The 12,358-nt window shown below is 71.9% G+C and carries 12 protein-coding genes; 7 read left to right on the top strand and 5 right to left on the bottom strand.

Translation table 11 applies throughout. The features are described from left to right. Positions 1-47 precede the first annotated feature (47 nt). Both ACH01S_RS23230 and ACH01S_RS23235 read right to left on the bottom strand, forming a co-directional pair. Complete coding sequence (locus ACH01S_RS23230) at positions 48-248, bottom strand: DUF397 domain-containing protein (RefSeq protein WP_067895081.1); 201 nt, start codon at positions 246-248, stop codon at positions 48-50. Beyond that, on the bottom strand, positions 245-1,054 hold the full coding sequence (locus tag ACH01S_RS23235) for a helix-turn-helix domain-containing protein (protein WP_067895084.1): 810 nt from the start codon (positions 1,052-1,054) through the stop codon (positions 245-247). The genes ACH01S_RS23230 and ACH01S_RS23235 overlap by 4 nt, the downstream gene beginning before the upstream one ends. A gap of 228 nt (positions 1,055-1,282) precedes the next feature. On the opposite strand from ACH01S_RS23235, the gene ACH01S_RS23240 reads away from it, so the two are divergent. From ACH01S_RS23240 to ACH01S_RS46555, 5 genes are all read left to right on the top strand, one after another. Then, positions 1,283-1,669 carry an ATP-binding protein gene (locus ACH01S_RS23240; RefSeq protein WP_169809338.1) on the top strand — a complete coding sequence of 129 codons (387 nt, stop codon included), beginning with the start codon at positions 1,283-1,285 and terminating at the stop codon, positions 1,667-1,669. A 46-nt stretch (positions 1,670-1,715) separates the two neighbouring features. Next, positions 1,716-2,453 carry a hypothetical protein gene (locus ACH01S_RS23245; RefSeq protein ID WP_067895090.1) on the top strand — a complete coding sequence of 246 codons (738 nt, stop codon included), beginning with the start codon at positions 1,716-1,718 and terminating at the stop codon, positions 2,451-2,453. Between the two features lie 10 nt (positions 2,454-2,463). Beyond that, entirely contained in the window at positions 2,464-3,114 is a 651-nt protein-coding gene (locus ACH01S_RS23250) for a hypothetical protein (protein ID WP_067895093.1), read from the top strand. Positions 3,115-3,319: 205 nt separating this feature from the next. Beyond that, positions 3,320-3,529: a hypothetical protein gene (locus ACH01S_RS23255; RefSeq protein WP_148344278.1), complete on the top strand. Its 210-nt coding sequence runs from the start codon at positions 3,320-3,322 to the stop codon at positions 3,527-3,529. A 138-nt stretch (positions 3,530-3,667) separates the two neighbouring features. Then, the gene (locus ACH01S_RS46555; RefSeq protein WP_281289181.1) at positions 3,668-6,634 is read left to right on the top strand and encodes a helix-turn-helix transcriptional regulator; all 2,967 of its coding nucleotides are present in this window, start codon (positions 3,668-3,670) and stop codon (positions 6,632-6,634) included. Between the two features lie 304 nt (positions 6,635-6,938). Here ACH01S_RS46555 and ACH01S_RS23265 read toward each other — a convergent pair whose 3' ends face one another. Together ACH01S_RS23265 and ACH01S_RS23270 are read right to left on the bottom strand one after the other, a co-directional pair. Next, a complete protein-coding gene (locus ACH01S_RS23265) occupies positions 6,939-7,754 on the bottom strand; it encodes a class I SAM-dependent methyltransferase (protein WP_083981020.1) in 816 nt (271 codons plus the stop codon). Between the two features lie 159 nt (positions 7,755-7,913). Next, positions 7,914-9,854 (bottom strand): acyl-CoA dehydrogenase family protein, encoded by a 1,941-nt coding sequence (locus ACH01S_RS23270; protein WP_067895103.1) that lies wholly within the window; start codon positions 9,852-9,854, stop codon positions 7,914-7,916. A gap of 126 nt (positions 9,855-9,980) precedes the next feature. Between ACH01S_RS23270 and ACH01S_RS23275 the strand changes: the two genes are divergently transcribed. Then, entirely contained in the window at positions 9,981-10,733 is a 753-nt protein-coding gene (locus ACH01S_RS23275; RefSeq protein ID WP_067895106.1) for an IclR family transcriptional regulator, read from the top strand. Between the two features lie 63 nt (positions 10,734-10,796). On the opposite strand, the gene ACH01S_RS23280 is transcribed toward ACH01S_RS23275, so the two are convergent. Further along, positions 10,797-11,312, bottom strand: a complete 516-nt coding sequence (locus ACH01S_RS23280; protein ID WP_067895109.1) for a DUF4236 domain-containing protein — start codon at positions 11,310-11,312, stop codon at positions 10,797-10,799. Positions 11,313-11,427: 115 nt separating this feature from the next. Here ACH01S_RS23280 and deoC point away from each other — a divergent pair, with 115 nt between their 5' ends. Next, positions 11,428-12,357, top strand: a complete 930-nt coding sequence (deoC, locus tag ACH01S_RS23285; RefSeq protein ID WP_067895112.1) for a deoxyribose-phosphate aldolase — start codon at positions 11,428-11,430, stop codon at positions 12,355-12,357. The last annotated feature ends 1 nt before the right edge of the window (position 12,358 follow it).

Here is a 12,358-nt window from a genome sequence, read left to right on the forward strand (position 1 = left end):
GAAAATGAGAAAGCCCCCTCCTAAGAGGGGGCCTGTGGGGGGGACGGCTATCGGTCGAGTTCGGCGGCCTTGATGCGGCCGATGAGCCCGGCTACGGCCGGGCGGCTGAACTGGAGGACGGGGCCGTGGGGATCGGTGCTGTCGCGGACGCCCACGGTGGTGTCGAGGTCGGCCAGTTCGACGCAGGTACCGCCCTCCTGGCCGGTGTAGCTGCTCTTGCGCCAGGCGGCGTGTTTCAGGTCCTTCACAAGCCCTCCATCACCTCTCGGATCAGAGCTTCGGAGGCCATTTCGGTCATGGCCACACTGCTGATGAGGTCCCACAGCTGTCGAAGCTGCTCCACATGGGAGCTTAGTTCGATCACGCGGCCGGTACCGCCCGCGCCTTCCACGAACCCAATCTCCGGTTCCCCCTCGCAGCCGAACAGCGTGAATCCGCTGGAAGGAAAAACCTGAGCCTCGGCAGGGACGATCCGGATGCTGATGTTGGGCTCCTTGCCCAGATCCAAGAGCCGGGCGAGCTGGGCCTTGGTGATTTCGTTGTCTCCGACGATCTTCCGGATCGTCGCTTCCTGCATTAGCACCACTATCCAGGGCGGGTTCTCCTGCTGCAGGATCTCCTGCCTGGCCATTCGCGTGCTCACCGCGCGGTCGAGCACGTTGGTGCGTTGCCCAGGTCGCAGGATGGCGCGTGCGTAGTCCTCGGTCTCGAACAGCCCGGTGACGGCGATGGACTCGTAGACGCGGATGGCGTTGGCGGTGCTCTCCAGGCTGGCGTAGGGGCGGAAGAAGGAGGGGATGCCCTCCTTGGCGGCGAGGGGCTGGAGCTCCTGGAACTGGTCGTCGGTGCCGAAGTGGGCGTCCAGGCGCTCGGCCAGTTGGAAGGACGGGGCCTGCGCGGCGGTCTCGACCTTGGAGATCGTGTCGTTGGAGTAGCCGATCGCGTCCGCCAGTTGCGACTGGGAAAGTCCGGCTTTGTCGCGAAGCTTCCGGAGCTTTGCCCCGAAAAGTGCCGCCGCCGACTCGGTCGGGTCGAGTTGCTTCCGATTCACCACGAGTTGCCCTCCGGAACTATCGAGTTCAACAAAACCGACCCCACTTCCGACGATAACGGGAACCTCCCACGATGTGCAGCGGATTGCTCACAAGAAGCGAAGGGAGTGGTGGGGGAAATGATCGTTTGGCGGAATGAGGTGGGGCGGGGGTTCGAGATGACGGGATGTTTGGTTCGAGTGGAAAGGACGGTGGCGGCGCCGCGTGCGTTTCGGCGGGGGCTTCTCGGGGTGCCGGAGGCCGTCAGGGAGGGGCGCCTCATCGTGGAGGCGCAGGCGTTGCAGTGGGGGCTCGCCCGCGAGACCGTCTGCGCGGCCGTGCAGGTCGCGTCGGAACTGCTCACGAACGCCGTCCACGCCACCCCCTACCGCGCGATTTCCCTGCGGATGGGGCTCGCGGACGACGGCCTCTGCGTGGAGGTGTGGGACTCCTCTCCGGTGTGGCCGCGGCCGTCCACGCCCGACCTGTCGGTTCCGCGCGGGCCGGTGGCGGACGACGCTCCCGACCCCGGCGGGTGGGGGCTCGGCATCGTCGACTCGCTGTCGGAGAGGCGGGGGGTCCGGGACGAGGCCGAGGGAAAGTGCGTCTGGGCCGTCCTCAAGGCGAAGTTTCGGTAACCAACCGTTGGGTGTGGGCTGGGGCCGTCCGCGGAAGGTCTGCGACGTGGGGGACTGGTTCACACGGGAGATCACGGACGCCGGACGGCTGCGGCTGTTCTGCTTCCTCGTGGCGTTCATCGCCGGTTTCCTCTTCATCCGGGTCAGCGTCCGGATGATCAGGGCGCAGGTGCGGTGGTGGCCGGGGAACGTCACGCCCGGTGGGCAGCACATCCACCATGTGGTGTTCGGGCTCGTGTTCATGTGCGTCGGCGGTGTGGGCGGGCTGGCCATCCAGGACGGATCGTCCGCCATAGCGGCGGTGGCCGCCGGAGTGTTCGGAGTGGGCGCGGCGCTGGTACTGGACGAGTTCGCCCTAGTCCTCCACCTGGAGGACGTCTACTGGAGCCAGCAGGGACGCCTGTCGGTCGAGGTCGTGTTCATCACCATCGCGCTGTGCGGGCTGATGCTGCTCGGCCTGCGTCCGCTGGGCGTGGACGACGCCGCCGGGGACGGCTTCTGGGCCATCGTGCTCGTCCTCGTCTTCGACCTGTGCGTCGCCATCATCGCCCTCGCCAAAGGCAAGGTCTGGACGGGCCTCATCGGCGTGTTCATCGGCATCGTCGCGATCGTCGGGGCCGTCCGGCTGGCCCGGCCCGGGTCGCCGTGGGCGCGCCGCCGGTACTCACCGGACTCCCGCAAGGCCCGCCGCGCCGAGGTGCGGGAACGCCGCTACCGCCAGCCCCTCCAGCGGCTCGGGGACCGGCTGAGCGACCTCGTCGCGGGCCGTCCGTCGGCGAAATAGGGGACGGGCGGTGGCGTCGAAGGCGACCGGCGTGAACGCGGTGGGCCTCGGCGGCATCATCTTCCTGCTGCTGCGCCTGCTGGCCGTCGCGCACTACGACTGGCACGTCGCGTTCTCCCTCGCGAGCTCCGTCAATTTCGACGACGTGATCGGCGTGGTGGTCGGCACGTTCCTGGGCGCGGAGACGCTGACCGGCGTGCTGCTGGCGGTGGTCCTGCCGCTCGCGTTCGCCCGGCACGTCCAGCACGTCCGGCGGGGCGAGTGGAAACCGCACCAGACGGTGTTCATGGCGGCCCTCGCCGGGGTCTTCGCGGCCGCCCTGATCACGCTGCGGGACTGGCCCACTCTGGTCGCGGTGCTCGTGGTGAGCACGACCCTCCTTGTGGTGACGCTGCGGCAAGGTCCGCTGAGGCCGTACCTGGCGAAGGTGTACGCGCACATGGGCGTCGTGGGGTGGCTGGCGTTCCTCGCTCTGGGCGGGCTCACCGACACGGTCTGGGTGCCCGAGCAGAGGCTCCTGCTCCGGGACGGCTCCACGGTCACGGGTTATGTGATGGAGGTCGAGAGCCCGTACACCGAAGTCCTCACGGGACGCGGGCGGGACATCCGGGTGCTGATGTCCGCCGACGTGGTGTCCCGCGCCGAGGTCGACGGCGGCTGAACAAATGGCCGGAAATCGTATACGGGAAACGCGAACTTCGCCGCGGGCGCGGACGTCTGACTGTGTGGTGGCCGTGGACATCGGGGGACCACGGCCACCACAAATCCTTCACGCCGGTGACCCGCCGTACACGGTCGCGCGCCATCCGTGTCCATGCTGCTACTCTCCGTGTTGATCATCAACCGCGAGTAAGCGAGGTAGCCGCATGAGCGCTCTCACCCGCTGTGTCACCGTGGCCGCGCTGGCCACGGCCGCCGTCGCCGCACTGGCCCTGCCCGCCGGCGCCGAGCCCGCGCGGGCCGCCGCGCCCGACCCCGTCAGCATGATCAACTGCACGATCTCCGCGGCGTCGAACCCGGGAGGCGCGAACCTGGTGCCGCTGGTCGCGGGCCCCGTCAAGTGCCTGAACCTCTGAGCCCGCGGTCCCGGTAGGCGCCGGGCCCCGGCGCCGCCGCGATCCGGGCGCGCGTTCACGCGCCGTACGCCCCTTCGGCGGCATCTCACGGAGTGATATTCAGGTGGGATTGTCCGATCCGTTTGGCATGCTTGTGACGTGAGCGCACACGCGATGAGCCCCGTCCTCGTCGGCAGATCGGTCGAGCTCGGGCGGTTGGACGACGCCCTCGCCGCCGCGCCCGGGGCCGTGCTCGTCGGCGGCGAGGCCGGGCTCGGCAAGACGCGCCTGATCCGCGAGTTCACCGCCGCCGTGGACGGCCGCCGCGCCCGCGTCCTCAGCGGCGGCTGCCTGGAGCTCGGCTCCAACGGGCTGCCGTTCGCGCCGTTCACGACCGTGCTGCGGGGCCTCGTCCGGGACGTCGGAATCGACGGGATCGCCGGGCTCGTCCCGCGCGGCGACACGAGCTGCCTCGCCCGGCTGCTGCCCGAGTTCGGCGAACCGGAGTCCGACACCGCCACCGACGAGGAGCGCGCCCGCCTCTTCGAGGTCATGCTCACGCTGCTGGAGCGGCTCGCCGAGAGCGGCCCGGTCGTGCTCGTCATCGAGGACGCCCACTGGGCCGACCGCTCCACCCGCGACCTGCTCGCCTTCCTGATCCGCAACGTCGCCGACGCGCCCGTGCTGATCGTCGTGACGTTCCGGTCGGACGAGCTGCACCGCACCCACCCGCTGCGCCCGCTGCTCGCCGGGCTGGAGCGGACCGAGCGCGTCCGCCGGATGGAGATCGGCCGGCTGTCCCGCTCCGACACCGCGGCCCTCGTCACCCAACTGCTCGGCGACACCCCGCCCGCCGGGCTCGTCGACCGCGTCGTCGCCCGCAGCGAGGGCAACCCGCTGTTCATCGAGGCCCTGCTCGACGACGACGGCACGATGCCGTGCCTGCTGCCCGAGTCGCTGCGCGACCTGCTGCTCGCGGGCGTCCAGCGGCTGCCCGAGGAGACGCAGGAGGTGCTGCGCGACGCCAGCGGCGGCGGCACCCGCATCGACCACGCCCTGCTCACCGCCGTCACCGGGCTGGACGACGCCGAGCTGACCCGCGCGCTGCGTCCGGCCGTGGCCGCGAACGTCCTGGTCGTCGACGGCGACGGCTACGCCTTCCGGCACGCCCTGATCCGCGAGGCCGTCAGCGACGACCTGCTGCCCGGCGAGTACACGCGGCTGCACAAGCGCTACGCCGAGGCCATGGAGAACGACCCGGGCCTCGTCCCGCCCGGACGGCTCTGGGTCGAGCTGAGCTTCCACTGGGAACGGGCCCACAACAGCACGTGGGCGCTGGTCGCGTCCTGGCGCGCCGCCGCCGAGGCGCGCAAGTCGTTGGCATACGCGGAGTGCCTGACCATGCTGTCCCGGGTCCTCAGCCTGTGGGACGAGGTGCCCGACGCCGCCGAGCGGATCGGCGCTAACCAGATCAAGGTCCTCCAGGACGCCGCGACCGCCGCCGACCAGGCGGGCGAGTTCGACCGCGGGATCAAGCTCGTCAACGCCGCGCTCCGCGAGCTGGAGGCCAGCGGCGACGTGCCCGAGCAGCGCGCCGCGCTGCTGGAGCTGCGCGGCCGGATGCGCAACCAGATGGCGCTTCCCGGCTTCGTCGAGGACCTGAGCGCCGCCGTGGAGGCGCTGCCCGTCGACCCGCCGAGCGTCCTGCGCGCCCGCGCCCTGTCGACGCTCGGGAACTACGTCCGCATCACCACCGACATCGCCAAGGCGCGCCAGACGGCGGAGGAGGCGCTCTCCATCGCCCGCGCGCTCGGCGACCCGGTCACCATCGCCGAGGCGCTGATCACCCGGTTCTGCGCCGACATCGACTACGAGTCCGAGGCCGGGCTGCTGGAGGTCGAGGAGACCGCCGAGAGCGCGGGCAACCACCGCGTGCTGCTGCGCTACTACGTGATCAAGTCGCACTTCCTGGAGGGCGCGGGACGGCACGAGGAGGCCGCCGCCGTCGCGGCGCGCGGCAAGGAGCTGGCCCGCGAGTACGGCGTCGAGCGGACGCAGGGCACGTTCCTGTCCATCAACCAGGCCGAGCCGCTCGTGTCGCTCGGCCGGTGGGACGAGGCGCTCGCCGTCCTCGACCACGCCATCGAGCAGGACCCGGCCGTCACCACGCGGACGTCGCTGCTCGTCCTGTCCGGGTGGGTGGCGTTGGCGCGCGGCGACATCGAGACCGCGCGGGCCCGGCTCGTGCTGTCCCGCGAGATCATGAACCTCAAGATGAAGTGGATGAAGACGCAGGACTACTTCACCACGCTCTGGCTCGAGGCGAGCATCCTGCTCGCTGAGGGCGACGCCCGCGCCGCCCTGGACGCGGTCCGGCCCGTCCTCGACCACTCCGGCCTGCCGGACGACGCCCGCTACGCCTGGCCGACGCTGATCGCCGCCACGGCGGCGTGCGCCGACCTCGGCGACGCCGCCGCCGACGACCTGCGGCGGGTGGAGGAGCGCGCGGCCGGGCTCGCCGTCTGCGGCCCGCTGCAGCGGGCGCACCAGCTCACGTTCGCCGCCGAGCTGGCCCGCGTCCGCGGCGTCCTCGACCTCGCGGCGTGGGACGCGGCCGCCGCCGCCTGGGAGACCCTCGGCAACCCCTACTACCGGGCCCGCGCGCTGTTCCGCGCGGCGGAGGCCGCCGCCGCGGGCGGCGACCACGACGCGGCGACCGCCCGGCTGGAGACGGCGGCGGAGCTCGCGGACGCGCTCGGCGCCGCCCCGCTCGGCGAGCTGGTCGCCGACCTGCTGCGCCGCACCCGGACGTCGCGGCGCGGCGACCCGTCCGCGCCGCTCGGCCTGACGCCGCGCGAGTACGAGGTGCTCCGCCTCGTCGCGCAGGGGCGCAGCAACCGCGACATCGCCGGGGCGCTGTTCATCTCGGTGAAGACGGTGAGCGTCCACGTCTCCAACATCCTCGGCAAGCTGGACGTGACGAGCCGCGGCGAGGCCGCCGCCACCGCCCACCGCCTCGGCCTGTTCGGCCCCGGGAACGGCAACGGCAGCGCCAGCGGGAACGGGAACGGCAGCGGCAACGGGCTGGGCGCCGCGTCGGCGAACGGACGGCGGGTGCGGGCCTGATCCGGAGGCGGGGATCTCCCCTCCCAGGATCCCCGCCGCCGAACCGTCGGACCACACGGGAACTAACGTGGCCGGCCTTCACGGCCGCGGCCCGCGGAAGCAGGCGGTGCTTCTCCGCCCGGAGAGGCGGCCCGGGACCGTTCCGGCCACCCCCAGTGTCCAGGTCGGAGGCCCTCCGGTCATCGGTCGACATACCGATCGGGGCGGACGAAAAAAGACGACGGGAACGGGCCGCTTTTCGTGACCCGTTCCCGTCGCCGGAAGTTTCGGCTGGGAGACGGCTTTCGCGTGCTTCTGGGCGGGGTCAGCGCGGGACGCGCGCCACGCAGAACACGGTCTGGCCGAACGGCGGGCGGACGAACCGCTCGATGCCGCGCGTCAGCGGCACCACCGTCCGGTCGTAGATCTTGACGAGCCGCGGGTCGGGGTAGCCGGCGCCGCCGCGGCGGACCGCGAACCACCAGGCGATCCCGCCGAGGAAGTTGATCGGCTTCAGCACCTCCGGGACGAGCCCCGCCTCCCGGACGGACGCCTCAAGCGTCGCGGGCGTGTACCGGGTGACGTGCCCGACCTTGCGGTCGAAGTCGCCGTAGAGCTGCATGTAGCCGGGGACCCAGATGACGATCCGGCCGCCCGGCTCGGTGACGGCGGCGAGGTCGCGCAGCGCCTGGACGTCGTCCTTGATGTGCTCCAGGACGTTCATCATCACGACGGTGTCGACCTTGCGCCGGATCTTGATCTCGGCGGGCAGGGCGAGGTCGATGACCTCGACGTCCTCGTTGCCGTCGTGGCGCTTGCGCAGCTCGCCGACGCAGTACGGGTCGTTGTCGCTGACGACGAGGTAGTCGAGCCGCCCGGCGAACTGCTCGGAGAAGTGCCCGAGCCCCGACCCGACCTCCAGCATCGACCGGCCGACGTGCGGCGCGACCGTGTCGTACTCGTACTTGCGGTAGTTGCGGGCCTCGTCCCCGCCGAGATGGTTCTCCAGTGCCCCCTCCCCGGCGGCGGGCTGGACGACGTCCCCGTCCCGGGCGGGCGCCGCCGCCGGACGTTTCTGGCGGCTGCCGACGAGGTTGAGGAGGGTGCCTGCGATGGACTTCTTCTGACCAGGTGACTGCATACTTCCCGCTCGCTGGGTGCGTGGGCGTTCGGCTTCTTTTTCGCCGGATCGCTGACCTGGTCCGCTTGAACCGGTCCGATCTCAGGCGCGAAGGGCGCTCAGTCTACAGTCGGCTTGATCTCCGTCGTCCGCGTTGGACGGCGGCACGCCTGATACGGGTCAGCCGATATTGCGGTGCACGTCGTCCTTCTCGCTGGGCCCCGGCTCGGACGGAGCGATCCACGGTCCGGGGATGGACGGGTCGAGCACGCCCTGCTCGATCCAGGTGAACTCACCGTCGAGGACGGCCCGCGCGAGCTTCACGTCCAGCGCGTCGGTGTTCCGCCACAGCCCCTCGAACAGCTCCTCCACGCGGACGCGCGACTGGCGGCAGAACGCGTCCGCGAGCTTCACGGCGGACGCTCCCGGCGCCGCGCCGTCCGTCCCGAGGCCCTCGCCGTTCGCGTCGGCGTGGGCGCGGACGCACACCGCGCTCATCGCGAACAGCTCGGCGCCGATGTCGACCATCCGGCCGAGGAAGCCCTGCTTGTATTCGAGGCGGCCCTGCCAGCGCCCGGCCGCGTAGAAGACCGATCGGGCGAGCTTGCGGGACGCGCGCTCCACGTACCGCAGGTGCCGCGCCAGCGGCCCGAACTCGGCGTAGGAGTTCGGCCGCTGCCCGGCCCCGGTGACGAGCGTCGGCAGCCAGCGGGCGTAGAACCCGCCCGCCTTCGCCGCCGCCCGCGCCTTCTGCCCGGCGGACGCGTCCGGGTCGATGACGCCGCCCGCCGCGGCGAGGTGCGCGTCCACCGCCTCCCGGGCGATCAGCAGGTGCATGATCTCGGTGGACCCCTCGAAGATCCGGTTGATCCGCAGGTCGCGCACCAGCTGCTCGACCGGGACGCCGCGCTCGCCGCGCGCCGCGAGCGACTCGGCCGTCTCGTAGCCGCGCCCGCCGCGGATCTGGACCAGCTCGTCCGCCGCGCGGTAGGCCATCTCCGACGACCACAGCTTGGCGAGCGCGGCCTCGATCCGGATGTCGCCGCGCCCGGCGTCCGCGAGCTGGGCGGACAGGTCGTGCATCGCCTCCATCGCGTACGCGGTCGCCGCGATGAACGCGATCTTGCGCGAGACGGCCTCGTGCTCGCCGACCGGGCGGCCCCACTGCACCCGCTCCCGCGACCACTCCCGCGCGATCCTGGTGGCCCACTTGCCGGCCGCCGCGCAGACGGCGGGCAGCGAGAGCCGTCCGGTGTTCAGCGTGGTGAGCGCGATCTTCAGGCCCGCGCCCTCCTTGCCGATCAGGTTCGCCTTCGGGACCCGGACGTCGTGGAACCGCGTCACGCCGTTCTCGATGCCGCGCAGCCCCATGAACGCGTTGCGGTTCTCGACGGTGATGCCGGGCGTCGCCATGTCCACGATGAAGGCCGAGATGCCGCCCCGGTGCCCGTCGGACTTCGGGACGCGCGCCATCACGACCACCAGGTCGGCGACGACGCCGTTGGTCGTCCAGAGCTTGACGCCGTTCAGGACGTAGTCGTCGCCGTCCGGGACGGCGGTGGCGCGCAGCCGGGCCGGGTCGGAGCCGACGTCCGGCTCGGTGAGCAGGAACGCGCTGACCTCGCGGGCGCAGCGCGGCAGCCACTCGTCCTGCTGCTCGGGCGTGCCGAACAGCTTCACCGGCTGCGGGACGCCGATCGACTGGTGCGCCGACAGCAGCGCGGCGAGCGCCGGGCTCACCGACCCGACGACCATCAGCGCGCGGCCGTAGTGGAGCTGGCCGAGGCCGAGCCCGCCGTGCCGCTCCGGGATCTTCATGCCGAGCGCGCCGAGATCGCGCAGGCCGGTGACGACCTCGTCCGGGATGCGCGACTCCCGCTCGATCGCCACCGGGTCGATCTTGGACGCGCAGAACTCGGTGAGCCGCGCGAGGAACTCCTCGCCTCTGCGCCGCGCCTCGTCCGAGGGACGGGGATGCGGATGGACGAGATCGAGGCGGAAGTCGCCGAGGAAGAGCTGCTTGCCGAAGCTCGGGAGCCGCCATTCGGTCTCCCGCGCCTCCTCGGCGACCTTCCGGGCCGTCCGCTCGTCGACGTGGCCGCGCTCGGTGTCTGCGTGCATGGCAAGGCTGTTTCCCGTGGTCGGATCGGGAAACACTGCCCGTCCGGACAGCAGAAGTGATCCAATGGGCTGGACTGTCACCCAAAGACCTTGACCGGACCAGGTCAGAGGGGTTCGCATTGCGTGATGGAAGAGCCACGCAAGCCCACTCTCATCGCCTCGGTGCAGCGTGCTCTGCGACTCATGGAGGCCGTCGCCGCGCATCCGAGCGGCGCCCCCGCCAAGCAGCTCGCGCGGGAGGCCCGGCTGCCCCTCGCCACCACCTACCACCTCCTGCGCACCCTCGCCCACGAGGGCTACGCGACCCGGCTGTCGGACGGCATCTGGGTGCTCGGCGACCGCGTCGACGCCCTGCACGGCAGCAGCCGGGCGCAGCAGCTCCTCGCCCGCATCCGCCCGACGCTCAGCACGCTGCGCGACGAGCTCGGCGCCGCCGCCTACTTCGGCATGCACGTGGACGACGAGATCCGCCTGATCGACGTCGTCGACGGCCCGCGCGCGCCGCGCGTCGACCAGTGGGTCGGCTTCGAGCACGCCGCGCACGCCACCGCCGTCGGCAAGTGCGTCCTCGGCCAGCTCGACGACGCCCGCCGCCGCGACTACGTGTCCCGGCACCCGCTCGTCGACCTCACCCCGAACACGATCACCGAGCCCGACCGCCTGTTCCGCTCCCTCGACACCGCGAACGGCCTGGTCGTGGACCGCGAGGAGTACGCCCTCGGCACGGGCTGCGCCGCCGTCCCGGTCACCGACGCGACGGGCACCGCCCTGGGCGCCCTGGCGGTCTCCTGCCCCCCGCGCCGCCTCCCCAAGATCGAGAAATCGGTACACCTACTCCGCGCCACCGCCAACCGAATCCAACGCGCCCTCTCCCTCTGACCGGGGTCAGTCGACCTGGACGCCGTGCGCGCGGGCGAGGCCGCCGAGCCCGTCCGCCCAGCCCTAGAACTCGGCCATCACCATGGCCCGCACCGCAGGGTCGGACGGCGGCCGGAACGTCCAGGCCGCGCCGGTCGCGCACTGGACGCTCAGCGTCGCGTACGCGAGCGACGCGCACGTCAGGCCCGTGTCGACGTCCATGTTGATCGACACGGCGGCCGGGTTGTCGGCGAACGCCGTGTTGACGGCCTCGCAGACGGTCTCCTCGTCGTTGCCGTTGAGCGCGTTCCACCAGTGGGCCGCCGCGTCGCGGAGCCGCCGGTGGACCTGCCGCCGGGCCCGTTCGAGCTGCGCCGGGGTCGGTCCGGGCGGGCGGCTCCGCGCCGGACGCTTCGCCGCCGCCCGCCGCCCGCCGCCGACCGACGTCGAGGCGAAGAACGGGCCCATGCCGCTGGAGACCCTCGTCCGTCCCGCGCCCCTGTGGACGCGGGCCACGCGCGGCCCCACCGACGTCCGCACGCCCCTGCTCGACACCCGCACGCTCATCCCCGGCACGCCCACGCGGAACCCGAACCCCATCGTCCACCTCCGTCGTCCCTGGTGGGACGCATCAAGGGCGGGCCCGGTGCACGCGGCGGCGGGTTATCGGGGTGACCGTTTTGTGTCGGGGGTGGGGTTCGGCGATGCTGGGGGAGTGTCAACGGAGACTCTGAACGGCGCCGCGGAGCTGCGCGCGTTTCTGCGCGGGCTGCCCGGGGTGGACCAGGTGGGGGCCGAGGAGCGGGCCGCGCGGCTCGCGACCCGGTCCATCAAGACGACGGCGAAGGCCGAGGCGATCGACCTCGCCATCTCGATGGTGGACCTCACCACCCTTGAGGGCGCGGACACGGCGGGCAAGGTGCGGGCGCTGTGCGCCAAGGCCGCGCATCCCGACCCGGCGGACGCGACCGTCCCGCGGGTGGCGGCGGTGTGCGTGTACTCGGACATGGTGGACGTGGCCGTCCGCTCCCTCGCCGGGACGGGCATCAAGGTGGCGAGCGTCGCGACCGCGTTCCCGTCCGGGCGGGCGCCGCTGGAGGCCAAGCTCGCCGACACGCGGGCGGCGGTCGCGGCCGGGGCGGCGGAGATCGACATGGTCATCGACCGGGGCGCGTTCCTCGCGGGCGACTACCCGAAGGTGTTCGACGAGATCACGGCGGTCAAGGAGGCGTGCGGCGGGGCGCACCTGAAGGTCATCCTGGAGACGGGCGAGCTGGCCACGCTGGACAACGTCCGGCGGGCGTCGTGGCTCGCGATGCGCGCCGGGGCCGACTTCATCAAGACCTCGACCGGGAAGGTGTCGCCCGCCGCGACCCTGCCGGTGACGCTGGTGATGCTGGAGGCCGTCCGCGATTATCGGGCCGGTACCGGGCGGCAGGTGGGTGTCAAGCCCGCGGGCGGCATCCGGACGAGCAAGGACGCCATCCGGTACCTGGTGCTCGTGAACGAGACCGCCGGGCCGGACTGGCTGTCGCCCGACTGGTTCAGGCTCGGCGCGTCCAGCCTGCTGAACGACCTGCTGATGCAGCGCCGCAAGCTCGCGACGGGCGTCTATTCCGGTCCCGACTACGTCACGTTGGACTGAT

This window comes from Actinomadura chibensis NBRC 106107 (assembly GCF_001552135.1).
Lineage (GTDB): Bacteria > Actinomycetota > Actinomycetes > Streptosporangiales > Streptosporangiaceae > Spirillospora > Spirillospora chibensis.